A 24,129-nucleotide genomic window follows, 5' to 3' on the forward strand; every position below is an offset into this window, starting at 1 on the left:
GACCTAGTGGACCTAGTGGACCTAGTGGACCTAGTGGACCTAGTGGACCTAGTGGACCTAGTGGACCTAGTGGACCTAGTGGACCTAGTGGACCTAGTGGACCTAGCGCGCCTGCTTGGAACAAGCCCGGTCAGTTCGGTCAGCCAGGTGGCGGTTGGAGTCCGGCGTCCGGTTCCCAGCCGCAGCAGCTCGGTGGTTGGGAGCCCGCCTCCGGCGGTTTCCAGACCCCGAACCAGCCGGGACAGCCCGGCCCGTCGGGGCAGTCCGCGCCGCCGTCGAACCCGTCCGGCCAGCCGAGCCCGTCCGGCCAGCTAGGAACCTCGGGTCAGTCGGGCCAGCCGGGAACCTCGAGTCAGTCCGGCCAGCCGAGCCAGTCCGGTCAATCGAGTCAATCCAGCCAGGGCGCGGGTCCGCAGGGAACCCAGCAGATGCCGCACCCGGGCGCCAACCCACCTAGTTTCTGATCGGTTCGACCTGGACGAGCGCGGGCGGCACTGTCGCCCGCGCTCGTTCGTTGCTGGTTCGCGATCGAGCTGAGCGGCCTCGTTACGGGATTCGTTCGGCGGAGGTCAGACGACTCGGACGTGATCGGCCCGGCAGGCCCGAAGCGTCGGTCTCGTTCGGTATGAGACGACTCGGCATCGATGTCCAATGTGGACCGACAGTGTCGCTCGATGGGCGGAGGTTGCGGCGTGTTGTGACCCGTTCGGCGGAATGTAGGTGCGACATTCAGCTGCGTGTCCGTGCTCGACTCGATCCCCCACGCCATCGCTGACGGCCCCCGCGAACGCCGGCTTGGGATCCGCTGGTGGTTGCTCGCGGTGGCCGTCCTCGTGGTACTGCTCGTCGGCTACCTGATCGCCGTGGCACTGATCGCGCTGGTGCTGGCGACCGCCGACGGCGCGCAGTTCAACCCGTTCGTGGTGCTGGTGGGAGCCCTGCCCGGGTGGCTCGTGCTGCACCAGACGGCGCTGAAGATCACGGACGTCCCGCTGAGCGTCCTGCCGCTGCTGCCGACCGCGCTGGTGATGCTGCTGATCGCCATCGCATCGGCCTGGGTCGCGCGGCGCTCCCGCTTGCGACGCCCGGATCAGGCGTGGCCGTTGATCACGGCGATGGGTCTGGCGCACGCCTTCGTTGGCGCCGGCATCGCAGTGGTACTGGGCGGGCCAGTGCACGCGATCCCGGTGGAGGCGTTCGTGAGCTGCGGGTTGACCGCCACGATCGCCTCGGCAGCCGGCGTGGCGAACCGGTGCGGGCTGATCTACCTGGTCTGGGAGCGGGTCGAAGCCGAGGTCTGGTCGGGCATGCGCCTCGGTCTGCTGGCGCTGGCCGCGCTCGTCGGGGCCGGTGGCGTGGTGCTGCTGGCCGGGATTTGCCTGTCGGGCGCGGCGATGGTCGCCGCGATGGCCAGCCTCGGGAACACCGCAGGTGACGCGGTCGGCACCACGTTGGTGTCGATCCTGTACCTCCCGAACGCGGTGCTGGCGGGCTGGTCCTTCGCCGCAGGCACGGGCTTGTCGATCGGTCGGCTCGATGTCCAGCCGCTGCAGGTGGTACCCGGCCCGGTGCCGGACCTACCGCTGCTCGCAGTCCTGCCGACGCACGATTCGGCGGCCTGGTGGGCGATCGTGCTGGCGCTGCCGCTCGTCGTCGGGATCCTCGTCGGAGTCGCCTGCCGGCGGGTGCCCGGCAGCCTGGCGCGCCGGCTGCTCGCGGTCGGTGTGGCAGCCGTGGTCGCGGCGTTCGGGACGTTGCTGCTCGCGCACGTCGCGGGAGGCGATCTGGGCCATAGTCCGTTCGGGCAGGTGACGCTGCGGCCCGTCGCACTGGCCGCGGCGACGCTGTGCTGGGTCGCGATTCCGGCCGCCGCTGTCACCTGGCTCGCCGGGCCGGACATCGACGAGCCCGCCACCGAGGAAACCGCTGGTCCGGAGGCCGATGGCGAGGCGCCCGAAGGCGCGAACGCAGATGCAGCCGACACCTCCGATGGCGCCGCGGACACCGATGCGGACAGCACCGCCGATGCCGACGCTGACCACGACGACCCGACGCCCGACGCCGCATTCGCGGAGGACGAACCGGATGACTCGGAACCGGCGATTCCGCAAGCTCGGACGGCCGCGGATGCCCAGCCGCCTGTGCGCAAGGACAGCGAGATCGACCCCACCGAATTCGACGGCGACCTCTCCGGGGACGATCGGAGGTGAGGGCTGCGCCACTCGCCCGGGCCCTGGCGGCGTCGGCACCGCAATCAGCGCTTACGCTGCGGGGAGAGATCGTGCCGAGGCATGTCAGGAGCGAACGCTGAACCCGAGTACGCCCGACCAGCCGAGCGCCGCCGTGCACTCGCAACACACCCGGTTCGCCACCTCCGGCCCCGCGCGGGTCGTCGTGCTGGTGTCCGGCTCCGGCACCCTGCTGCAGGCCCTGCTCGATGCGACGAGCGCACCCGACTTCCCGGTGCAGGTGGTCGCGGTGGGCGCCGATCGCGACGGCATCGAGGGGCTGGCCCGCGCCAAGCGCGCCGGGGTGCCGACCTTCATGCGCCGGATCAAGGATTACGCCAGTCGTGCGGACTGGGATCGGGCACTGACCGAGGCCTGCGCCGAGCACGAGCCGGACCTGGTGGTCTCCGCCGGGTTCATGAAGCTCGTCGGTGACGACTTCCTGGCCCGCTTCGCCGGCCGGTACCTCAACAGCCACCCAGCGCTGCTGCCGTCGTTTCCCGGCATGCACGGGGTGCGGGATGCGCTGGAGTATGGGGTGCGGGTCACCGGCTGCACGTTGTTCGTGGTGGACGCCGGCGTGGACACCGGGCCGATCCTGGCGCAGGAAGCGGTCGAGGTGCGGTCCGGCGACGACGAGGCGAGCCTCCACGAGCGGATCAAGGCCGTCGAACGACGGCTGCTGGTCGACACCCTGGAACAGCTGGCGTTGCACGGTTGGACCGTGCATGGACGGAAGGTGAGTATCCCGTGACCGCGAACTCGCAGGAGCGGCGAGCCGTTCGCCGCGCGTTGATCGGCGTGTCGGACAAGTCGGGCCTGCTGGAGCTGGCCACCGGACTGCATGCCGCGGGCGTGGAGATCGTGTCCACCGGCGGCACGGCCCGCACGATCGCAGCTGCGGGCGTGCCGGTCACCCCGGTCGAGGAGCTCACCGGGTTCCCGGAGGCGCTCGATGGCCGGGTCAAGACCCTGCACCCGCGGGTGCACGCCGGGCTGCTCGCCGACCTGCGCCGCCCGGAGCACGCCGACCAGCTGCGTGACCTGGACATCGCGCCGTTCGAGCTGCTGATCGTGAACCTGTACCCGTTCGTGCAGACGGTGGCCTCGGGTGCCGCGCCGGACGAGGTGATCGAGCAGATCGACATTGGCGGGCCGGCGATGGTTCGGGCCTCCGCCAAGAACCACGCGAACGTCGCCGTCGTGGTCGATCCGAGCCGCTACGAGTGGGTGCTGGAGCAAATTCGCGAGGGCGGCTTCACGCTAGCCGACCGGGTCGAGCTGGCTGCGGCCGCGTTCCGGCACACCGCGTCCTACGACGTCGCGGTCGCGTCCTGGATGAGCAAGGTGCCGACCGGGGACGACTCGGTGTTTCCCGGCTGGATCGGGGAGACCTGGGAGCGCCGCTCCGCGCTGCGCTACGGCGAGAACCCGCACCAGCCGGCCGCGCTGTACGTCTCCGGAGGGGAAGCGACCGGGCTGGCGGCCGCGGCGCAGTTGCACGGCAAGGAGATGTCGTACAACAACTACGTCGACGCAGACGCCGCATGGCGCGCTGCGCACGACCACAGCGAGCCGTGCGTGGCGATCATCAAACACGCCAACCCGTGCGGGATCGCGGTGGCCGAGGACATCGCCGCAGCGCACCGCAAGGCGCACGAGTGCGACTCGGTGAGCGCGTACGGCGGCGTGATCGCGACGAACCGCGAGGTGTCGCTGGAGATGGCCCAGCAGGTCGCCGAGATATTCACCGAGGTGATCGTGGCGCCGGGCTACGCCGACGGCGCGGTGGACGTGCTGAGTAAGAAGAAGAACATCCGGATCCTGACTGCGCAGCCGCCCAAGAGCGGCCGGATCGAGATGCGGGCGATCTCCGGCGGCATGCTGGTGCAGGGCTCAGACGCCATCGACGCCGAGGGCGACGACCCGGCGAACTGGACGCTGGCGACCGGCTCGCCGGTGGACCAGGCCACGCTGGAGGATCTGAAGTTCGCCTGGCGCGCCTGCCGCGCGGTGAAATCCAACGCGATCCTGCTGGCCAACGATGGGGCGACCGTCGGCGTGGGCATGGGCCAGGTGAACCGGGTCGACTCGGCGCGCCTCGCGGTGTCGCGGGCGGGCGACCGGGCGAAGGGCTCGGTGGCCGCGTCCGACGCGTTCTTCCCGTTCGCGGACGGCCCGCAGGTGCTGCTGGACGCTGGGGTGCGCGCGATCGTGCAGCCCGGCGGCTCGGTCCGCGACGACGAAACCATCGCGGCGGCGGAGGCGGCCGGAGTGCCCCTCTACTTCACGGGGACGCGCCACTTCGCGCACTGATTCGTGCGCTTCAGCCCCCGAATCGCGGCGGCGGTTCGGGGGTTCGTTGCTTTTCTAGACCAGCATTCGATGGAGCCAGCGGCGGACCTCTGACCTTTCTTGTTCCGACAGCACGCCCAGAGCCTCATTGCGGGTGAATCGCTGGGTGGAGATCGATCGCACGTCGTCAGTGCGTGCCCAGCTGGGGTGGTGCAGGCCGGATTCGGCCGATTGGATTAGCACGTGGTGGGGTAAACCCCGGTTTCGCGTTGTCAGAGGCACGATCATGGTCATGTCGATGGGGAACCGGCAGTGCAGCTCAGATGCGACCACGACTGACGGGCGAACCCCTTGGTGCTCGCTGCCCACCGGCTCGCCGAGGTCGGTCAACCACACTTGCCACGGCTCGACGATGATCTTTCGGCTCATTGGTTGTACTCCGGGTATTCGTCGCGGGCGCTTCCGAGTCCGTCGGAGGCCGTGTGATCGGTGAGTCTCAGCTCTTCCTGGTAGTCCGCCCACGCGTCGGCGTCATTGCGAAGGCGCTCGTACGCATTTAGCGCCTGTTGGGCCTCGTGTTCCTCGATCAACCTTCCCAATGCGCCGGCGAGAGTGTCGCCCTCGTAGTCGGTTTTGGCGATCGACGCCAGCCGGTCTCGCAGCGACGTATCTATCTTCAGGGTAGTCAGGCTCATGGCTGGAAAGTATGCCACCAAAGTATCCCTCATGGGTATGACTCTAGAGGGTTCTGAGTCGTGGCATGTGCAATCGAACAAACGTTCACCCAATCTGGCGATGCGCCTTGACGCGGGCTGCTGTGCAGGGTTTACTTGACCTTGTTCGAACTGAGGTTCGAGACAATGGAAGTGGCCGGTGTCGGGGTCGGCTACTCCGATGGAGTCGGCGCTGTGTTCCGGGTGCAGGTGCAGCGCAGACTCCACCGCTGTCTTCCCCACAGCGGCTGATGGGTGCCCGCGCCGGGGTCGGGCACCCATGCGGTCACATGTGGGGAGGCAGCGATGTCCGCGATGGCGTCCTTGGCAGCGCTGGGTGCGTCCACGGCTGACGGGGTGTCCGTGGGTGTGCCAGCCGTCGAGGCGGGTGGTGTCCCGGGAGCGGGCCGGGTGCTGCCCACGCGGACGGAGCTCGCCGCCGTGCTGCCATGGCCAGGTTTGCGCCGTGGCAGCACGGTGGCGGTGCACGGATCGGTTTCGCTGCTGTTCGCGCTGCTGTCGGATGCGACGGCGAATGGGTCGTGGGCAGCGGTGGTGGGGTTGTCCGGCATCAGTCTGGTCGCGGCGGCCGAAGCCGGGGTGGAGCTCGCCAGGCTCGCGGTAGTGCCGCGGCCGGGCGGCGATCCGGTGGGTGTGATCGCCGCGCTGCTCGACGGTGTCGACCTGGTGGCGGTGGGCAGCACCAGGCAGGTGGCCGATTCGGATGCCCGCCGGTTGTCGGCGCGGGCGCGTAATCGAGGTTCGGTGCTGCTGCCGTTCGGTCCGTGGTCTGGGGCCGAGGTGCAGCTGCGGTGCGCCGATGCCAGTTGGCAAGGACTTGGGCAAGGCCATGGCTACCTGCAGGAACGTGCCGTCACGGTGCGCGCGGGCGGGCGCGGTGCGGCGTCCCGGCCGCGTTCGTGCCGACTGCTGCTCCCGGCGCGGGACGGGACGATCGGGGTGCCCGCGGACAAGCCGGGCGAGGTCGTCCGGCCGCAGCTGCGGCCGGTGGCGGGGTGATGATGATGTCGCCTCGTCGCCTCGTCATCTGGTGTCCGGACTGGCCGGTGGTCGCTGCCGCTCGCGCCGCCGAGCTCGGACCGCTGGCGCCTGCTGCGGTGTTCGCGGCCAACCGGGTGGTGGCCTGCTCGGGAACGGCTCGCGGCAGCGGGGTGCGTCGCGGGATGCGGCGCCGCGAGGCGCAGGGCCGATGTCCGGAACTGGTGGTGTGCGAACACGACCCGGCCCGGGATGTGCGGTTGTTCGAGTCGGTCGTGGCGGCGGTCGAAGAGCTGATGCCGGGCGTGGAGGTCGTGCGGCCGGGACTGGTGGCGGTCCCGGCGCGGGGGCCTGCCCGCTACTTCGGCTCGGAGGAGGCCGTCGCCGAGCGAGTGGTGGACCAGTTGGATGCGCAGGTTGGTGTCGAGTGCCGGATCGGCGTCGCGGACGGCCTGTTCGCGGCCGTCCTGGCGGCTCGGCGCAGCGAACACGTGGCGCCCGGGCGCAGCCGGGAATTCCTCGCCCCGCTGCCGATCGAGGAGATCGACCAGCTTGCCGATCAGCTCAACGGACAGCGCGCCGCCGCTCAGGCGGAACTGGTGGATCTGTTGCGGCGGTTGGGGATTCGCACGTTGGGTGAGTTCGCGGCGTTGTCCTCGTCGGACGTGTCCACCCGGTTCGGACGGGCCGCGCTGCTGGTGCACCGCGCGGCCGGCGGCGGGGAAGAGCGGCCGGTCGAGCGGCGCCGTCCGCCGTCGGACCTGGTGGTGGAAGAAGAACTCGATCCGCCGCTGGACCGGGTGGACCAGGCCGCGTTCGCGGCGAAGATCCTGGCGGACCAGCTGCACGCCAGGCTGGGCGAACTCGGGTTGGCCTGCACCAGGCTGGGGATTTCGGCCCGCACCGAGCATGGCGAGGAACTGCACCGAGTGTGGCGGTGTGCGGAGCCGTTGACGCCGGCGGACACCGCGGACCGGGTGCGCTGGCAGCTCGACGGTTGGTTGAACGGCCGCAGCGGTCGGCAGCGCCCGACGGCCGGAGTGAGCGTGCTGAGTCTGCGGCCAGAGGAGGTCGTCGGGGTAGGTGGGCTGCAGCTCGACCTGCTCAACGCCGCGACCGGGGAAGCGGACGCCCGCGCCGGGCGTGCGTTCGCGCGGGTGCAGGGCATGCTCGGGCCGGAGGCGGTCCTGACCGGGGTGCTCGGTGGCGGCCGGGACCTGCGCGACCAGGTTCGGTTCGTGCCGTGGGGCGATGAACGCCGCCCCGCGCTGCCTGCCGACCGGCCGTGGCCCGGGCGCATTCCGTCGCCGTCGCCATCGGTGGTGCCGGATTCGCCTTGGCCTGCGGAGGTTTTCGACGGCGATGGCTGCCCGGTGGGCGTCACCGACCGGCATCGGCTCACCGCCGCGCCGTGTCGAGTGGAGGTGTCGGGTGGGCGGTCGCGAGCGGTGTCCAGCTGGGCCGGGCCGTGGCCGGTGGCGGAGCGCTGGTGGGTGGAGCTGCTGGCGGACGGAGCGGGCCAGACGGCGCCGGCGGTGCAGGTGCCGCCGCGGTCGGCGGTGCGGGTTCAGGTCGTGCTCGAGCCGGAGGCGGACCCGGCTGCGGCCGCCGGTGCCGACGATGCAGCGGGCGAGTTGGCGCTGCTTCTGGTGCATGAAGGGGACCGGTGGTGGGTGCAGGGCACCTATCGATAGTGACGAACACTCGTTCGAGTGGAGAGGGTCTTATTTGGTAGCGTCGGTGATTCGAACAGGAGTTCACTGGCTTCATGAGTTGGTTCAACCCGCACCAGACGTGGTCTGACCTGGAGAAGGCGCTCTCCGGGCGACCGCCTTTACCCGCCCGGCGCCGCCTGCGCGACGAGAGGCGGCCCGGCGGCGAGAACGACGGGCCAGCATGGACTCCGCAGCGCGTGGACGCCGCACCAGCGGTGCCCTATGCGGAGCTGCACGCGCACTCCAACTTCAGCTTCCTCGACGGCGCGAGCCACCCCGAGGAACTGGCGGCGGAGGCAGCGCGGCTCGGGCTGGAGGCGATCGCGCTGACCGACCACGACGGGCTGTACGGGGTGGTCCGCTTCGCCGAGTCCGCGGCAGAGCACGGGGTGCGCACCGTGTTCGGCGCGGAGCTGAGCCTAGGACTTCCGGTGCCGCAGAACGGAGTTCCCGATCCGGAAGGCCGGCACCTGTTGGTGCTGGCCCGCGATCCGGCCGGTTACGCGAGCCTGTGCCGGGCGATCAGCGAAGCCCAGTTGGCGGGCGAGGTGAAGGGGCGCCCGGTATACGAGCTGGAGCGGCTCGCGGGGGCAGCAGCGGGGCACTGGCAGGTGCTCACCGGGTGCCGAAAGGGCGCCGTCCCGGCGGCGCTCGTCGAAAGCGGCCCGGCGGCGGCCACCGTGGAGTTGGAGCGGCTGATCGAGCTGTTCGGCCGGGACCACGTCACGGTGGAGTTGACCGACCGCGGGCTGCCCGCCGATTCGGAGCGCAACGACGCCCTGGTCGAGCTCGCCGACCGCGCGGGGGTGTCCACAGTGGCCACCACCGGTGCGCACCTCGCCCGGCCGGAACGCGCTCGGCTGGCCGCCGCGGTGGCGGCGATCCGGGCCCGCCGCAGCCTGGACGACATGGACGGCTGGCTGCCCGCATGGGCGGGCAACTACCTGCGTTCCGGCGCGGAGCTGGCCGGGATGTTCGCCCGCTACCCGGGGGCCGTGCAGCGGGCCGCCGAACTTGGCCGGGAGTTCGCCTTCGATCTGAAGCTGGTCGCCCCGAAGCTGCCCCCGTTCGACGTGCCGACGGGCCGCACCGAGGCGAGCTGGCTGCGCGAACTGACCTATCAGGGCGCGCTCGACCGGTACGGCCTGCCGCAGGACAACCCTGCGGCCTACCGGCAGATCGAGCACGAGCTGGCGCTGATCGAGCAGCTGGAGTTCCCCGGCTACTTCCTGGTGGTTTCCGACATCGTGGAGTTCTGCCGGAACCAGCGGATCCTGTGCCAGGGGCGGGGTTCGGCGGCGAACTCGGCGGTGTGCTTCGCGCTGCGGATCACCAACGCCGACCCGGTCCGCTACCGGCTGCTCTTCGAGCGGTTCCTGGCCCCGGAGCGAGACGGGCCGCCCGACATCGACCTGGACATCGAGTCGGACCGGCGCGAAGAGGTGATCCAGTACGTCTACCGCAAGTACGGCCGTATGCACGCCGCGCAGGTCGCGAACGTGATCAGCTACCGGCCGCGATCCGCAGTGCGGGACGTCGCGCGGGCCCTCGGCTATTCGCCCGGTCAGCAGGACGCCTGGAGCAAGGAGATCGAGCACTGGGGGCCGCTGCCTGAGGACTCCGAGATTCCCGATCCGGTGCGCGGGTTGGCCGGCGAGCTGATGGGCTTCCCCCGACACCTGGGCATCCACTCCGGCGGGATGGTGATCTGCAACCAGCCGGTCAGCGAGGTCTGCCCGGTGGAGTGGGCGAGGATGCCCGGCCGCACGGTCCTGCAGTGGGACAAGGACGATTGCGCGGAGGCTGGCATGGTCAAGTTCGATCTGCTGGGCCTCGGCATGCTTTCGGCGCTGCACTACGCGATCGACATGGCCATCGAGCACCACGGGATCGAGGTCGACCTCGGCGAACTGGACCTGAACGACGACGCGGTCTACGAGATGCTGCGGCGGGCCGACGCGGTCGGGGTGTTCCAGGTGGAGAGCCGCGCGCAGCTGGCCACGCTACCGAGATTGAAGCCGCGGGAGTTCTACGACCTCGTGGTGGAGGTGGCGCTGATCCGGCCGGGCCCTATCCAGGGCGGTTCGGTGCACCCGTACATCCGGCGCCGCAACGGGCTGGAGGAGTGGGATTTCGAGCACCCGTCGATGGCAGGTGCGCTGCAGAAGACCCTTGGCGTTCCGCTGTTCCAGGAGCAGCTGATGCAACTCGCGGTCGATGTCGCGGACTTCTCCCCGGCCGAGGCGGACCAGCTGCGGCGGGCGATGGGGGCCAAACGTTCCGCGGAGCGGATGGAGCGACTCCGGGGGCGGCTGTTCGAGGGGATGGCGGCCAAGGGCATTTCGGGGGAGCTGGCGGAGCGGATCTACCAGCGGATGCTGGCCTTCGCGAACTACGGCTTCCCGGAGAGCCATGCCCTGAGCTTCGCGCTGCTGGTCTTCGCCAGCGCGTGGTTCAAGCACTACTACCCGGCGGTGTTCTGCGCAGCGCTGCTCAAGGCCCAACCGATGGGTTTCTACTCGCCGCAGTCGTTGGTCGCGGACGCCCGCCGGCACGGGGTGCGGGTGCGCGCGCCGGACGTCAACGCGAGTCGGGCCCAGGCCGACCTGGAGCCGGACGGGGCCAGCGAAGGCGAGCGGGCGGTGCGCCTGGGGCTGGCTTCCGTGCGCAAGGTCGGGGAAGGCGCCGCCGAGCGGTTGGTCACCGAACGTGCGGAGAACGGCCCGTACATCGACATGGCCGATGTGGCGCGCCGAACGCATCTGACTGCCGCGCAGATGGAGGCGTTGGCGACCGCAGGTGCATTCGACTGCTTCGGCCTTCCCCGGCGGGAAGCGCTGTGGAACGCCGCCGCCGCGGCTGGCGACCGGCCGGATCGGTTGCCGGGCACCACCGCGTCGGCCGCCGCCCCAGCGTTGCCGGGAATGGACGGCGTGGAGATGGCTGCCGCGGATGTGTGGGCCACCGGGGTGTCGCCGGACAGCTTCCCATTGCAGTTCGTCCGCTCCAGGTTGGATGAGCTGGGGGCGCTCTCGGCATCGCAACTGTCCGAAGTAGAGCACGGAACCCGGGTGCTGGTGGGCGGTGCGGTGACCCACCGACAGCGACCGGCCACGGCGGGCGGCATCACGTTCCTGAACCTGGAGGACGAGACCGGAATGGTCAACGTCATGTGCTCGCAGGGTTTGTGGGCGCGCTACCGAAAGGTCGGGCGTACCAGCGCGGCGTTGCTGGTGCGCGGAATCGTCGAACGAGCGGAAGGAGTGATCAATCTGAGAGCTGACCGGCTGCAGAAACTGGAAGTGCGCATCCCCTCGACCTCGCGCGACTTCCACTAGCCACGGCGGGCCTGGCATCTCGCCAGCCACTGCGGCCACCGAACCCGGCGTCGACCATGCCCGACCGGCAGCGGAAGAACACTTCTCCCTCCCAGAGTGTGGGTCCGAAACCTGACCGGAGACACCGGAACGCCAGAGCCCGGGCACGAGTGCGTGCCGGCACGCGTGCCCGGGCCATTCGAAATGCCTTTCCACCCTTTGCCCAGCCGTATGCGCAGGAGGTGCTCTTGGTTGCTCTACAAGCCGGTGCAGCACGTCGTTCGCCTTGGCTGCCCGTCTTTCGTGGCCCGGGCATTCGATGCTGCGGTGTCCCCGACATGGCGCTGCCGGGCGATGTTGCTCCTGACCGCTGATGTCGCGGAAAGCTCGGTGAGTATGCCCCGGCAGAGGCCTTCAGGGCATCGCGGGCGGTCAGGCGAGGCCGCAGCGGCGGATCGCCAGCAGGGCGTAGGCGCGCGCGGCCTGCTCCAGCTCCGTGATCGCGACGTGCTCATCGTGCGCGTGCGCGTAGCGGATGTCGCCGGGCCCGTACTGGAGCGTCGGGATTCCGGCGGCTGCGTAGAGCCGCAGGTCCGTGCCGTACGGGGCACCCAACGCTGACGGGCGGGGAGCCCCTGCCGCGGCGACGGCGTCCTGGGTTTCGGTGAGCAGCTGATGTCCTTCGGGCAGCCGTCCGCTGGCGAAGATTCCGCCCGGCCAGGAGACCCGGATTGGGTGCTCCGCCAACCACGGGTCCGCGGTGCAAGCATGCGCGATGGTCTCGGCAAAGTCGGCCTTCGCGGCGTCGATCGACTCGTCGATGCGGACGCCGTAGCGGCCTTCGGCGATCGCGAGGTCCGGCACTGTGGCCCAGTCGCCGACTCGCGCCATGCCGATGGACAGCGGATACGGCACTTCGAGGTGCGCGACCAGCGGGTCGGGGTCGGCGTTGCGGCGGGCCTCCAGCTCGCGCAGCACCGGCAAGAGTTCGGCGAGCTTGTCCAACGCGTTCACGCCGCGGTAGCGGGTGGACCCGTGCGTGCTCTTACCGGTGATTTCGAGTCGGAATGTGAGTGACCCGCCGTTCGCGGCCACGATCGTGCCCGAGCTCGGCTCGGCCAGGACGCAAGCGGTACCGCGATGTCCGCGCTGGAGCGTCGCGAAGGCGCCCAGCCCGCCGTCCTCCTCGCCGACGACGGTGTGCACGGCCACCGGCCGGGCGAACTCGAGCCCGGCCGTGCGAAGAGCCTGCAGCGCGCCGAAGATCGCGGCCAGCCCGCCTTTCATGTCGCAGGTGCCTCGACCGGCGGCGATGCCGTTCTCGACCCGCAACGCGTACGGGTCGCGGTTCGGCCACCGGTCGAGGTCGCCGGCCGGGACGACGTCGGTGTGCCCGCAGAACACCAGCGCGGGCTCCGAGCCGTCGCCGTGCACGCCGACGCAGCCGTAGGCGACGTCGCGGTCGGCTTCCTGCCCTGAGAAGTCGGGCTGCTCGGCGAGCGCCCGGACGTCGATGCGCCAGTGGTCCACCTGGTGCCCCAGTGCGCTGAGCTTGTCGGCGCACCACTGCTGGGCGTCGTGCTCGCCGCTAGTACCGCCGACGCTGGGGATCGCGACGAGTTCTCGCAGGTCGTTCAAAATCCCGTTCGCGTCCACCGCGTCCAGTGCGCGACGTTCGAGGTCGGAGGTGGTTTGAGCGCCGTTCACGTTTCGAGTGTGTCGCATGCGTCCAACTGCTCGGCGCGCGCCCACTACCATCTCCGCGTGGCCGAAGGCGACAAGACCGAGCGTGAATTCGAGATCGGCAAGGACGGATTGGGCGGCATTGTCGTGGGCATGGACGGCTCCCCTGCGAGCTTCCACGCCGCGGCGTGGGCGGCTGGCCTTGCCAGGCGGGAGCGCGCCCGCCTGGTGCTGGTCTACGTCGAGGCGGTGGGCGGCGTGGCCTACTGGTCGCCGATGGGCGTCGCGGTGGCCAGCGAGGCCGCCGAGAGCCTGGTCGAGGAGCTGAAGAAGGAGGTCGTGTCGCACTTGAAGTGGGTGGACATCGACTGGGACTTCGTGCACCACCGCGGCGACCCGGCGGTCGGCCTGGAGCAGGTCGCGGAGCAGTACCGGGCGGATCTGATCGTGGTCGGCAGGTCCCGCCGCCGCGGCGGCCTGCTCGGCACTGTGCCGGCGACCCTGGTGGTGGAGGCGGTCCGCCCGGTGGTCGTCGTGCCGTGATCGCTCACGAGTCCAAGGTCAGCACGAGGTAGGCGAAGCTGCGGGCGCCGCGGTATCCGCGCAGCCACGTAGCGCGGTGCTCGTCGGCGAGGGCACGGACTTCGTCGCTCTGGCTGCTTCGGGGTTGTCCAACACCCATCTTTCCAGGGCGCCGCAGCAGCGGGCTTCGAAGCTGTCCCACTCGTCGGTGCTTGGCAGTCGCGAGCCGAAGCAGGCGGAATGCGCATTTCTCGGTGAGCTCGACCAGATCGGCGAGCGACAGGTCTACGCCGAGGTTGCTCCGCATCGGCGTCGTCCCGGAAGGTCTCGCCGAAGAGCAGCCGATCACCGCCTCGCAGCCGGGGCCGGATGGCTTCGAGTAGCCGCAGCAGCAGCAGCTCTCTTCCCCTGCAGCCGATCGACGACCTCGACGGCGACCAGCGGCGCCAGCGTGACGATGAGCTCTTCGGCACGGAGTGCGACATCGGCGCGTGGGAGCGGATTCACCCGGCGAGACTGGCAAACCGCCTGCCGCCTGCCGCCTGCCGCCTGCCGCCTGCCGCCTGCCGCCTGCCGCCTGCCGCCTGCAAAGAATTTTCCGCTCGCGAGGGTTTGCTATTAAATGCCAGCGACGGGCGGAAGTCGGGTTTGAATCAGCGGCTAATTCGCAGTGGCTGGGTGCTGGGGTAACGTGCCGCCTGATGAGGTCCATCCCGTTGCGGTGGTGGATTACCGGCCGGGGTGGCTTGGGGAGTTCGAGCGGCTGTCCGAGCAGCTGCACGGGGCGCTGGGCGACCTGCCGGGCGCCATCGACCACGTGGGTTCAACTTCGGTGCCAGGTCTGTCGGCCAAGGACTGCATCGACGTGCAGGTCCGGGTGCGTGCCATCGACGAGCCCCGGGATGCTGCGATGTTCGCTGCGAGCGGCTTCCGGTGTCGGCCCGAACCGTGGAACCGCGTCGAGGTCTCGGGTGGGATTCGCTGCCGCAAGCTCGTCTTCGCGCCGCCGATCGGCGCGCGCCCCTGCAACGTCCACCTCCGGGAGGGCGTCGGCCCCAACGCCCGCTACGCGTTGTTGTTCAGGGACTACCTGCGAGCCGACGAGCCTGCTCGTCGAGCGTGGGGAGCGTTCAAGCTGGCGGTGAGCGCGGCGGACCTCTCGGACTACGGGCAGATCAAGGTTCCCGCAACCGACGTCCTGATGGCGGCGGCCGGGCGGTGGGCCGCGGCCACCTGCTGGACCGTCTCGTGATCCCAGGAGGCGGTGGCTCCGGGGACGGCGGTGCCGCGTGCCACCCTAGGGGCATGACGAGCGCGGTCGGCGAGGACTTCCAGGACGCGGTGCTGACGGACGAGCAGTGGGAGGGGCGAACGTTCGAGCACTGCGACTTCACCGATGCCGACCTGTCCGGGCTGAGCACTCGCAATTGCGTGTTCACCAATTGCGTGTTCACCGGCACCGATCTCAACGGTTCGAAGCACGTCGCCACGGCGTTGCGGTCTTGTAAGTTCGAACGCACGGTGTTCGGAAAGTCCACTTTGGATGGATGCAGCCTGCTGGGGTCGAGCTTCGTGGACTGCCGCCTGCGCGCGTGGACGCTGCGCGAGACCGACCTGACACTGGTGGGCATGGGCAAGGCGGATCTGCGCGGCCTAGACCTGCGCGGAATCCGCTTCCGCGAAGCTAATCTCACCGAATGCGACCTCCGCCGCTGCGACCTGCGCGAAGCGGACTTCACGGGTGCGCGCCTGCTCGGTGCCCGCCTGGAAGAAGCAGATCTGAGGGAAACCCGGATTGACGCCGATGCCTTCGTGCAGGCGAACCTCAGGGGTGCCCGCATCGACACGATGACGGCCCTCGCCTTCGCCGCCGCCCACGGCCTCCGAGTCGACTGACCGTTCTCGCTGGGCTTGGAGCCGAAGGCATCCAATACCAGGATCACGCATCTGACCGAGGGTGGTCCAGGGATGGATTTCCTTGGGTTTCATCATCGGTGGGTGCGTGCTGAGGGACGTACTGCTGGTAAAGGGGCTGCCTTCCTCACTCGCTGGCCTGCGGACAAGGCCATGCAGCGCGCCCGCGATCGTATCCGGGAACTTAAGGAGCGGAGTCGGAGTCGGACGTGGCTGTCTGTTGAAACGATCGTGGAGGACGTCAACCGCTTCCTTCGCGGCTGGGCCGGGTATTTCCGCTACGGGAATTCGGCTCTGCTTTTCAACAAGATCAGAGATATGCGGTGATGCGGCTGGCGGGATTCCTCGCAAAGAAGCATCGCCGTACCCGGGCGTTTGGGCGCTGGGTGATTGCGTTCGCGTCCGGCAACCAGCTTGGTCTGATCCGCCTCGAGAGCGGGGGCGGCGTTGGCGAAGTCGTCGAGTGTTGAGGCGTCCTCGGCCGACTTGGTAGGCGAGGCTGCGGAATTTGCGCGAGTAGGCCGACATGACCCTGAAAGACGCCGCGAAGTTCGCAGGTCTGACGAGCACCAGGATCAGCCGGATCGGACGCGGTAAGCAGACGATCCTGTCGCGGAACGTGAGGCTGCTGCGCCAGTGCTACAACATTGGTGCGCCGCTGGTCGACACGCTGATCCGCCTGCCGCTAACGCCGGAGTACGCCGCTGCCTCCTTGGAGTTGGTCCCGAAGGTGACCGAGCAAAGCATCAATCAACAAGTCGAGTTCCGCCGCCCAGGTCAGGACCGGGTCAAATGGGGAAGACGGCCCGACGAGCTCCGCGTGGCGCTCGACGAAGCGGCGCTACGCAGGAAAGGCGGCGGGACTGACGCCATGCTCGACCAGATCCGCCACCTCCTGGAGCCCGCCGAGCGAACCAACATCACGAACCAGGTCGTTGCGTTCGACGTGGGTGCCTACCTCGGCATGCACAGCCCGTTCCACCTGCTGCGGTTTGCCGGGGGATTCGACGACATGGACGCCGTCTACCTGGAGAACCAGCGCGGCGCGGTTTGGATGGAGCATCCAACGGACATCAACTACTACATCCAGCTCTTCGAGCGGATGACCGACGTCGCGCTTGCGTCGGATGAAACCGCGGATTCCATGGATAACCTGGCTTCGTCCCGGTGAACACGCCTGATGGAGAAGCGTGGCATGACGGATCTTTCCAGCGATTTATGTCGAAAGAGCACGCACAGCACGGAGAAACGCATTTGCGTGGAGCTGACGTTGAACGTGCCGGGGATTGGTGCGAAGCGGGATTCGAAGGCTCCGGAGCAGGGTGCCTTGGTGTTGAGCTCGACCCACCTGCGGGGGTTGCTCGCCGTGGTGAAGCCGGGCCGCTTCGACCGCTGGTGAAGGAGTGAAGGGCGCCTCTTGTCGATTTGCTTGGCAAGAGACGCCCTTCACTCGTAATGAGATCGGGTCACTCCATGGGTGGGCGGTCGTTGGCCGGCATTTCTGCCAGGGTGCCGTCCGCGAGGAGTTCGCTGATCGTCGCGGGGAGCACGAACGCCGTGCCGCCACCGGGCTGTTCGAACCACGGCACCGCGGTGCCGCGCAGCGCTTGGAGCGGCCGCTGCACCCGGTACGCGAAGTACGAGCGGTTCGACCATTGCGGTGGCAGCGAGCGGTGCGTGTACGGCGTGCGGATCGTGTACGTGACGTTGCCGTTCGGCTCGCCGAACCGGTCCAGTTCGGTGCCCGGCTGCAACATCACGATCCGCCGTTCCCGGTACAGCGTCAGCGGCGGCTCACCGCTGAGCGGCTGGATCTGCTGCCCGCCCTGGGGCTGCCCACCCTGGGGCTGTCCGCCCTGCGGTTGAACTGGCTGCGGTTGACCTGGCTGCCCGCCCTGCGGCGGACGCGGTGGCCCTGGCGGCGGTCCCTGCCGGTGCGGGCCGGCCATGCTGGGTCCTCCCGGGCCCGGGCGCCGCTCCGCGCCACCAGCCGGGCCCTGAGCAGGACCTGGCGGCACCGGAGCGCCGCTTTCCCGACGCGGCTGGCGCTTCGGCAGGGGCGGCGGCGCGCCCGGTCCGCCGAAGGGCGGCTGCGCGGGCTGCCCGACCGGCGGCGACGGCGGTGCCGTCGGACCAGCCGGGGGCTGCGCGGGACGGTCCAGCCGCGATGCGGGCTGGAACCGGGTCGCGTCGTCCCCGGCCTGGGCCGCGGGTTCCTGGCTCAACGGTTCCGGCGGCGCACCCGTCGGCTCCTGGTTCGCGGTGAACAGCGGGTTCGCCCCGCCGAGCTCCGGTTCCGGTGCCGAACGCTGCGGCAGATCGGCCGGTTCTGCCGGGGAGCGCTGCGGCAGGTCAGAGACCTCCGACAAAGAGCGCTGCGGCAAGTCCGGAACTTCTGGCAAAGAGCGCTGCGGCAAGTCCGGAACTCCTGGCGCAGAGCGCTGCGGCAAGTCCGGAACTCCTGGCGCCGAGATCTGCGGCAAGTCGGGAACTTCTGGGGTCGCGTGCTGCGGCAAGTCGGAGGCACCCAGCGCCGAGCGCTGCGGAAGGTCGGCCTGTTCCGGAGCGAAGCGTTGCGGCAGGTCGGTCACCGGGGCGGGGCCCGGCGCCGCAGCCGTGGCGGGCCGGTCCATCAGGAGGCTGCCCAGCAGGTACGCGGCGGCGTGGTCGACGCGGGCGAACCGGACTTCCTCGCCGCCGTCGGAGCCGGCGGTTACAACCCAGTCCGCGCCGTCCTCGATCAGGCAGCGGGCGTCCGGGCTGTGGCTACCGATGCGGTAGCCGGCACCGTCCACCCGGTGGTCGGTGAGCCGGTCGTGCAGCTTGGCCAGCACTTCGTGCGTGTCGGGCGCTTCGGCCTCGTCGAGCACGTGCCGGGATCCGCCGGTCGGCTCGGCGCGCTCCTCCTCGGGCTCGACGAAGTCTGGCTCCGGAATGGGCTCTGGTCTGGCGGACGAGGTCTCCAGCTCGTTGTCGAGTTCGTTGTCGAGTTCGCCGACGGGCTGGTCGAGGAGCTCGCTGACGGCCGCGTCGCGGGTGGCGTCGTCGACCTCGACGAGCTGGAAGCCGCGGGCGCGGATGTGCTCGACGAGTTCGGCTTCCGGTGGCACCCCGTACTGCGTCAGGTAGAAAGCGATGGCGCCCGGCCATAGCCAGGTGCCATCGGTGTGCCAGGTGCCCGGCACCGCGGCAGCGCGCTCCGGGTCGAGCTGGTCCTCTTCGTTCTCGCGGGAGGCGAGCACGACAGGGGCGTTCTCCAGGTACTGGCGCAGCGCCGCGACGTCCGCGGTAGGGACCGGTTGGCGGTCGGTGACCACTGGGCGGCCCTGCTCGTCGTAGTCGTCGAAGACGTTGGCCACCTGGAACCCGTCGACTGGGTCGGCGATCCCCGGCTCCGGGATCGGCGCCTGGGCGATAGCGGGTTCGGCGTCCACCGGCTCGGGGGCTGCGGGTTCGGTGGCTGCGGGTTCGACCACCGGTGCCTCAGCGACCGGCGGCTCCACGGCCGACTGCTCGGCGGTCGGTGCTTCGGAGATATGGGCAGGCGTGCCGTCGAAGCGCTCCCGCATCCAGTCCGGGACGTTCTCCTCGGCGCGCGGGTAGCGACGCAGTTCGTCGACGTACGCGGCGCGCGGCAGCGGGCGCTGCCAGAGGGGCTCGGAATCGAAGTTGATGTCGATCCGATAGCTCGATGGACGTTCTACGACGTAGAGAGCGCTGAGCCAGGTGCCCACGTCGGGCCGGTACATGCCTTCGCGCAGGCGCTCGAAGATCTCCTGCAGTTCGGTCGGCGGCTCCCAGGGGCGGGAACTGCCGTCTTGCGCGGCCACCTCACCCAGCAGGTCGTGGTACTCACCGGTGGCGCGGTACTCCACCGTGATCTCCTGCCAGTCCTCGGGAGCGCCCTGTAACAGCAGAACCCCGATCCTGCGGGCGATCTGCTCCTGCTCTTCTGGACTGATCGCTGTCGGACGCGACATGGGCGACATCCTCCCCCTCTCGACGAGGCAACCCGACTCCACCCCGGCCAAGACGCTACTCGACGCGTGCCCGGTCATGTGAGTTGTGGGCGAGTTCCGTGCCGTTGCTCCAGGACACGTGCTCACTTCCAAGATCCTCATCACTACCCGCGGTGATCTCGTCACGAGAGCCTGCCTGCTGGGCGGCCGGATGAACATCACACCACCAGGTGGATCGGGCCCAGCGGTGGTGAGGCTGCGGCGGATGGTCGACGAAATTCGGTAGCGGTACGGGCGTGCCAGACGCCAGAGTGAGTCGTGTGCTGCGTCCTTATCGACTTCTGGCGGCGGTCCCGCATGCGTCGAGCTTGATGGCGTTCAGCCTGCTCGGGCGCCTGCACATGCCGGCCCTGGCGATGGTGCTGGCCTTCCTGGTCGTCGACTGGACCGGGTCGTACGCCATCGGCGGCGCCATCGGGGCGACGGTCACGGCAGGTCAGGCCATCGCCGGACCGCTGCGCGGCCGGGCGGCCGATCGCAGCTCGGCGCCGCGGCTCTTGGTGGTGACCGGGCTGGGTTCCGGGCTCGGGATGGCGGCGATGGTCGTGGTGTCGCGCTGGGTGGATCCGGCGCAGTGGTGGCTGATGCTGCCGGTGGCGCTGCTCACCGGGCTGTCGCACCCGCCGATCACGCAGGTGGGTCGGGCGATCTGGCCGCGGCTGACCGACGGTCCGGCGCGGGAGGCGGCCTTCGCGGTGGAGGCGACGCTGCAGGAGCTGCTGTTCGTGATCACGCCGATGCTGGCGACGTTGGTGGTGGCCGCTTGGAGTCCGGTCGCCGCGATGTTGTCCTGCGCGGCCTGGGCGGCTCTCGGTGCGGCGATGTTCGCTGCTTCGCTGTTGCGCGCGGGGATGCGCGAGGCGCCGGGGGAGGGCGCGAGCGGTGCCGGCAAGACCGGGTCGTTGTTCCGAGTGCCGGGTTTCACGTCGTTGCTGCTGTTCTTCGCGCTGCTGGTCGGCGGGTTGATCGCGGTGGACCTGGTGCTCGTCGGCTGGGCCCGTGAGCGGGGCGCACCGGAGCTGGCGGGGCTGCTGGCCATGGTGTGGGCGGTCGGTTCGCTGGCCGGTGGCCTGGTGTCGGGCGGTTTCGCGGCGCGCCCGCGGCTTTGGCTGCGCGTCCTGCTCGCCGCGCTCGGGCTCGCCGCCTTGGTGCCCGCTTTGCCGCCGATCGCCGATCCGGGTTCGCCGTGGTTGGTCGGTGCGATCTTGCTGGTCGGGGGCACCGCGATCGCGCCGACTCTGGCCGCTTGCAACGGGCGGCTGGCGGACCTGGCGCCGGTCGAGCGGCGCAGCGAGGCGTTCGGCTGGATGGCCAGCGCGACGACGCTGGGCGGCGGGCTGGCCGCCCCGCTGGCGGGTTGGATGCTCGACATCTCCGGCCCGGCGGCGGCTGCCGCGGCGGCGGCCGGATTGGCGTTGCTGGGCTTCGGGTTTGTCATACGTCACAGTGTTCGGGCATCGCGTGCGCGCCCGGAGCCGGAGCAGACTGCGGTTAAGTGACTGCTGCTTCCGTGCGGCGAACGCATGACCGGACGAAGCCCCGGGAACGCGTGCTCGGCATGTTCGGGGCGACCGGGGTCGGGGTGCAGCTTGCCAACAGGCACGGATCAGCGGCACGCGCGGGGCGCGGATGGACGACTGGATCGCCGCCGGGCTGATCTCGTTCCTGTGCGGTTTCGTCGTGCTCGTGGCGGCGACTTTCGTGGTCGGCGCAGGCGCGGCGTGGCTGGCGGAACGTCCGCACCGTGCTGCGCAAACCAGATGGTCTGCGGCCCTGGCAGTGCCTCGGGGCGTGTGCGGCGGATATCTGGTGTTCACGCAGGCAATGGCGGCGACCGCGCTTGGCGTCGCGATGTTCACCGTCGCGGTGGTGGCCGGGCAGGCCAGCAGCGGGCTCGTGGTGGACCGGAATGATCGCCAGTCAGTTGGTCGGCGCGCTGCTGCTCGGCGTGTCGCCCCGGCCTCCGGTGCGGGCATCTCGACGTCCACGTTGCTCGGCGTGCTGCTCGCGTTGGTGGCCGTCGGCGTGGCGATAATGCCGGACCGGGCGGGATGGTCCGCGCGCCGTCTGCCACGATGAACAGCCGTGAGCGCGACGATTCTGGACGGCAAGGCCACTAAGGACGCGATTTTCGACGAGCTGCGGCCCCGGGTCGCCCGGCTCGTCGAGCAGGGGCACGCACCAGGGCTGGCCACGGTGCTGGTCGGGGATGACCCAGGCTCGCAGTCTTACGTGCGCGCCAAGCACAACGACTGCGCCAAGGTCGGCATCAAGTCGATCCGTAAGGACCTGCCCGCCGACGTCAGCCAGGCCGACGTCGAGGCGGTGCTGGACGAGCTCAACGCCGACCCGGCCTGCACCGGCTACATCGTGCAACTGCCGCTGCCCAAGCACCTCGATGCCGGGCCGCTGCTTGAGCTCATCGCGCCGGAGAAGGACGCGGACGGGCTGCATCCGATCAGCCTGGGGCGCCTGGTGCTCGGCGAGGAGGCACCGCTGCCGTGCACCCCGCGCGGGATCATTGAGCTGCTACGCCGGTACGACGTGCCGCTAAACGGTGCGCAGGTCGCGGTCGTTGGCCGCGGCATCACCGTCGGCCGCCCGATCGGCCTGCTTCTCACGCGGCGCAGCGAGAACGCCACGGTCACGCTCTGCCACACCGGGACCAGGGATCTCGCCGAGGAGGTGCGCCGCGCGGATATCGTCATCGCGGCAGCGGGCAAGCCGCACCTGATCACTTCGGACATGGTCAAGCCGGGCGCGGCGGTGCTCGACGTCGGCGTGAGCCGCACCGACGCCGGACTGGCCGGGGACGTGCACCCGGACGTCGTGCAGGTCGCAGGGTTCGTGTCGCCCAACCCCGGCGGGGTCGGGCCGATGACCCGCGCGATGCTGCTGACCAACGTCGTCGAGGCGGCGGAGCGCAACGTCGGCTGATCCGTGCCGGGGGTGCCCCCGGTTCGAGTCCATCACCACGGGAGGAACGGCGTGAGCGAACGGTTCGGCGACGGGTCGCGCCTTTCGGTGCACGTGCCGTTCGGCCTGGTGCTGCTGGGCGTGCTGATCGGGCTCCTGCTGATCGCCCTGGGGCATTGGCGGCGGGGTTCGGTGCTGCTCGGTGTTGCGCTGCTGGTCGCGGCGGCGATGCGCGGCATGGTCCCGCAGGAGCGGGCAGGGTTGTTGGCGATCCGCAGCAGAGCCGTGGACGTCCTGCTCTACAGCGGGTTCGGGCTGGTCATCATCGCTGTGGCGATGACCATCAAGGGCGGGCTGCTGGGCTGAGCGCCTGCGATTCGATTACCGGGCGGATCAGTTGGTTCGCGCCGGAATTCCCGAGGACGGCCGGATTTCGCGCTACTACGCGGTGAAGATGGAGCTGCTCGAACTCGTCGAGGAGCTGGGCGAGGGTGCCGCGCTGCGGTTCGTCGAAGCCGAGGAACGCATCGAGACGGTGCTCGCGACGCCGCGCGAGGCGCTGCTGATCGGTTTCACCCGGCGACGCCGATGATCCTGCTGCGCCGGCCGTCGTGAACCCCGGACGGCGAGCCGATCGAGCGGGTCCGCTCCCTGTTCCGCGGCGACCGCTTCAGCTTCGTCACCCGCCTCCGCGACTGGAACTGCTTCTCTCAGCCGGGTTCCCGCTGCCAGGTGTTGCGACCGCGCCACCGTCTGACTTCGGTGTTCGACGCGAGGGTCGCGTACAGCTCCGCGTCGCGCGGTTGGCAGGTGACGGTGAGCCGGGCGCCGTCCCGTCAGCTGGTCTGGGCCATCGCCGCGAGGTGGCGGGCGAGCAGGGCGGCGGCCTCCCGCAGCTCTGGAGGCTCCAGCACTTCCGCCTCGAAGCCCAGCCGGGCCACGTGCACGGCGAGCCGGTCAAGGTCTTCCCCGCCGACGACGAGCACGCACCACCCGTCGCGATCGTCCTCGACGCGCCCCACTTGGGGCGGCACCAGCTCCCGCACCCGGTCGGGCCGGGCGTGCACCCGCACCCTGGCGAGGTACCGGTACGGCGCCTCGGTCACGGACCGCTGCACGTAGGCGACCGGGTCTGGATGCTCCCCCGCCCGGAATCGCCAGGTAGTCGCCACCAACTCGCGCATCCGGTCCAGCCGGAAGGTGCGCCAGTCGTCGCGGTCGATGTCCCGGGCCATCAGGTACCAGCGGCGGCCGGTGGTGACCATCCGTACCGGTTCGACCGTGCGCTCGCTCTCCCCACCGTCGCGGCCGGCGTACCGGAACCGCACTCGCACGGTGTCGCGACAGGCCCGCGCGAGCGTCACCAGCAGCTCCGCGTCGATCTCGACCCCGGGGCCGACAAGGGTCTCGGTGGCGCCGTGCACCGCCCGCACCTCGGCGCGCAGCCGTGGCGGCATCACCTGGTCGAGCTTCGCGAGCGCCCGCAGCGCGGCCTCGCCCGCCCCGGCGACCGTGCCCCCCGACGCCAACCGCAGGGACACCGCCGTCGCGATCGCTTCCTCGTCGTCGAGGAGCAGCGGCGGCAGCCGGGTGCCCGCGCCGAGCCGGTAGCCGCCGCCAACGCCTGCCGTCGCCTGCACGGGGTAGCCGAGCGCGCGCAGCCGCTCCACGTCCCGGCGCACCGAGCGGTCGGTGACCCCGAGCTCGGCGGCGAGCTCGGCGGCGGTCCAGGACGGCCGCCTCTGCAGCAGCGCCAGCATTCGCAGCACCCGCTCGGTCGTCGACTCGACGGTCACGCGCTTATCGTT

General features: G+C 70.1%; 23 protein-coding genes and 1 pseudogene. 18 read left to right on the forward strand and 6 right to left on the reverse strand.

From position 1 onward, the window contains the following. The first annotated feature begins 743 nt into the window (after positions 1-743). The 3 genes from ACWDKQ_RS10580 to purH all read left to right on the forward strand — a co-directional run bounded on the left by ACWDKQ_RS10580 (position 744) and on the right by purH (position 4,544). Positions 744-2,210 (forward strand): cell division protein PerM, encoded by a 1,467-nt coding sequence (locus ACWDKQ_RS10580; protein WP_450138494.1) that lies wholly within the window; start codon positions 744-746, stop codon positions 2,208-2,210. Positions 2,211-2,343: 133 nt separating this feature from the next. Then, positions 2,344-2,982 (forward strand): phosphoribosylglycinamide formyltransferase, encoded by a 639-nt coding sequence (gene purN / locus ACWDKQ_RS10585; RefSeq protein ID WP_450138495.1) that lies wholly within the window; start codon positions 2,344-2,346, stop codon positions 2,980-2,982. Then, positions 2,979-4,544: a bifunctional phosphoribosylaminoimidazolecarboxamide formyltransferase/IMP cyclohydrolase gene (gene purH, locus ACWDKQ_RS10590; protein ID WP_450138496.1), complete on the forward strand. Its 1,566-nt coding sequence runs from the start codon at positions 2,979-2,981 to the stop codon at positions 4,542-4,544. Before purN ends, purH begins: the two co-directional genes overlap by 4 nt. 54 nt (positions 4,545-4,598) lie before the next feature. Here purH and ACWDKQ_RS10595 read toward each other — a convergent pair whose 3' ends face one another. Together ACWDKQ_RS10595 and ACWDKQ_RS10600 are read right to left on the reverse strand one after the other, a co-directional pair. After that, positions 4,599-4,952, reverse strand: a complete 354-nt coding sequence (locus ACWDKQ_RS10595) for a type II toxin-antitoxin system PemK/MazF family toxin (RefSeq protein WP_450138497.1) — start codon at positions 4,950-4,952, stop codon at positions 4,599-4,601. Beyond that, entirely contained in the window at positions 4,949-5,236 is a 288-nt protein-coding gene (locus tag ACWDKQ_RS10600) for a hypothetical protein (protein WP_450138498.1), read from the reverse strand. Before ACWDKQ_RS10600 ends, ACWDKQ_RS10595 begins: the two co-directional genes overlap by 4 nt. 306 nt (positions 5,237-5,542) lie before the next feature. On the opposite strand from ACWDKQ_RS10600, the gene ACWDKQ_RS10605 reads away from it, so the two are divergent. The 3 genes from ACWDKQ_RS10605 (at position 5,543) to ACWDKQ_RS10615 (ending at position 11,288) form a co-directional block, all read left to right on the forward strand. Continuing rightward, positions 5,543-6,256 carry a hypothetical protein gene (locus ACWDKQ_RS10605; RefSeq protein ID WP_450138499.1) on the forward strand — a complete coding sequence of 238 codons (714 nt, stop codon included), beginning with the start codon at positions 5,543-5,545 and terminating at the stop codon, positions 6,254-6,256. Between the two features lie 2 nt (positions 6,257-6,258). Continuing rightward, the gene (locus tag ACWDKQ_RS10610; RefSeq protein ID WP_450138500.1) at positions 6,259-7,929 is read left to right on the forward strand and encodes a DNA polymerase Y family protein; all 1,671 of its coding nucleotides are present in this window, start codon (positions 6,259-6,261) and stop codon (positions 7,927-7,929) included. 74 nt (positions 7,930-8,003) lie between these two features. Next, positions 8,004-11,288 (forward strand): error-prone DNA polymerase, encoded by a 3,285-nt coding sequence (locus ACWDKQ_RS10615; RefSeq protein ID WP_450138501.1) that lies wholly within the window; start codon positions 8,004-8,006, stop codon positions 11,286-11,288. Between the two features lie 411 nt (positions 11,289-11,699). Here ACWDKQ_RS10615 and ACWDKQ_RS10620 read toward each other — a convergent pair whose 3' ends face one another. Continuing rightward, positions 11,700-12,992: an ArgE/DapE family deacylase gene (locus tag ACWDKQ_RS10620; protein ID WP_450138502.1), complete on the reverse strand. Its 1,293-nt coding sequence runs from the start codon at positions 12,990-12,992 to the stop codon at positions 11,700-11,702. Between ACWDKQ_RS10620 and ACWDKQ_RS10625 the strand changes: the two genes are divergently transcribed. Beyond that, complete coding sequence (locus ACWDKQ_RS10625; RefSeq protein ID WP_049887747.1) at positions 12,984-13,493, forward strand: universal stress protein; 510 nt, start codon at positions 12,984-12,986, stop codon at positions 13,491-13,493. The two genes, ACWDKQ_RS10620 and ACWDKQ_RS10625, sit on opposite strands and share 9 nt — an antisense overlap. Positions 13,494-13,497: 4 nt before the next feature. Here the strand turns inward: ACWDKQ_RS10625 and ACWDKQ_RS10630 are convergent, their stop codons facing one another. Further along, positions 13,498-13,779 carry a hypothetical protein gene (locus tag ACWDKQ_RS10630; RefSeq protein ID WP_450138503.1) on the reverse strand — a complete coding sequence of 94 codons (282 nt, stop codon included), beginning with the start codon at positions 13,777-13,779 and terminating at the stop codon, positions 13,498-13,500. A gap of 62 nt (positions 13,780-13,841) precedes the next feature. Between ACWDKQ_RS10630 and ACWDKQ_RS10635 the strand changes: the two genes are divergently transcribed. The 6 genes from ACWDKQ_RS10635 to ACWDKQ_RS10660 all read left to right on the forward strand — a co-directional run bounded on the left by ACWDKQ_RS10635 (position 13,842) and on the right by ACWDKQ_RS10660 (position 16,785). Beyond that, on the forward strand, positions 13,842-14,162 hold the full coding sequence (locus ACWDKQ_RS10635) for a hypothetical protein (protein ID WP_450138504.1): 321 nt from the start codon (positions 13,842-13,844) through the stop codon (positions 14,160-14,162). 1 nt (position 14,163) lies between these two features. Then, the gene (locus ACWDKQ_RS10640; protein WP_450138505.1) at positions 14,164-14,724 is read left to right on the forward strand and encodes a GrpB family protein; all 561 of its coding nucleotides are present in this window, start codon (positions 14,164-14,166) and stop codon (positions 14,722-14,724) included. A gap of 53 nt (positions 14,725-14,777) precedes the next feature. Beyond that, entirely contained in the window at positions 14,778-15,368 is a 591-nt protein-coding gene (locus ACWDKQ_RS10645; protein WP_450138506.1) for a pentapeptide repeat-containing protein, read from the forward strand. A gap of 171 nt (positions 15,369-15,539) precedes the next feature. After that, entirely contained in the window at positions 15,540-15,713 is a 174-nt protein-coding gene (locus ACWDKQ_RS10650; RefSeq protein WP_450138532.1) for a group II intron maturase-specific domain-containing protein, read from the forward strand. A gap of 199 nt (positions 15,714-15,912) precedes the next feature. Beyond that, positions 15,913-16,557 (forward strand): DUF5753 domain-containing protein, encoded by a 645-nt coding sequence (locus tag ACWDKQ_RS10655; protein ID WP_450138507.1) that lies wholly within the window; start codon positions 15,913-15,915, stop codon positions 16,555-16,557. Positions 16,558-16,581: 24 nt separating this feature from the next. Continuing rightward, positions 16,582-16,785 carry a DUF397 domain-containing protein gene (locus ACWDKQ_RS10660; protein ID WP_450138508.1) on the forward strand — a complete coding sequence of 68 codons (204 nt, stop codon included), beginning with the start codon at positions 16,582-16,584 and terminating at the stop codon, positions 16,783-16,785. Positions 16,786-16,852: 67 nt separating this feature from the next. On the opposite strand, the gene ACWDKQ_RS10665 is transcribed toward ACWDKQ_RS10660, so the two are convergent. After that, positions 16,853-19,366, reverse strand: a complete 2,514-nt coding sequence (locus tag ACWDKQ_RS10665; RefSeq protein ID WP_450138509.1) for a glycohydrolase toxin TNT-related protein — start codon at positions 19,364-19,366, stop codon at positions 16,853-16,855. 350 nt (positions 19,367-19,716) lie between these two features. Here ACWDKQ_RS10665 and ACWDKQ_RS10670 point away from each other — a divergent pair, with 350 nt between their 5' ends. From ACWDKQ_RS10670 to ACWDKQ_RS10690, 5 genes and pseudogenes are all read left to right on the forward strand, one after another. Next, entirely contained in the window at positions 19,717-20,904 is a 1,188-nt protein-coding gene (locus ACWDKQ_RS10670; protein WP_450138510.1) for an MFS transporter, read from the forward strand. A 106-nt stretch (positions 20,905-21,010) separates the two neighbouring features. Further along, on the forward strand, positions 21,011-21,484 hold the full coding sequence (locus tag ACWDKQ_RS10675; RefSeq protein ID WP_450138533.1) for a DMT family transporter: 474 nt from the start codon (positions 21,011-21,013) through the stop codon (positions 21,482-21,484). Between the two features lie 6 nt (positions 21,485-21,490). Next, positions 21,491-22,342, forward strand: a complete 852-nt coding sequence (locus ACWDKQ_RS10680; protein WP_450138511.1) for a bifunctional methylenetetrahydrofolate dehydrogenase/methenyltetrahydrofolate cyclohydrolase — start codon at positions 21,491-21,493, stop codon at positions 22,340-22,342. Between the two features lie 51 nt (positions 22,343-22,393). Further along, on the forward strand, positions 22,394-22,687 hold the full coding sequence (locus tag ACWDKQ_RS10685; RefSeq protein WP_010315983.1) for a DUF3017 domain-containing protein: 294 nt from the start codon (positions 22,394-22,396) through the stop codon (positions 22,685-22,687). Positions 22,688-22,826: 139 nt separating this feature from the next. Continuing rightward, positions 22,827-23,011 (forward strand): annotated as a pseudogene (locus ACWDKQ_RS10690) (UTRA domain-containing protein); the annotation flags it as partial. 146 nt (positions 23,012-23,157) lie between these two features. On the opposite strand, the gene ACWDKQ_RS10695 reads toward ACWDKQ_RS10690, so the two are convergent. Further along, positions 23,158-24,117 (reverse strand): helix-turn-helix transcriptional regulator, encoded by a 960-nt coding sequence (locus ACWDKQ_RS10695; protein ID WP_450138534.1) that lies wholly within the window; start codon positions 24,115-24,117, stop codon positions 23,158-23,160. Positions 24,118-24,129 lie beyond the last annotated feature (12 nt).

The organism is Saccharopolyspora sp. NPDC000995, assembly GCF_053599315.1.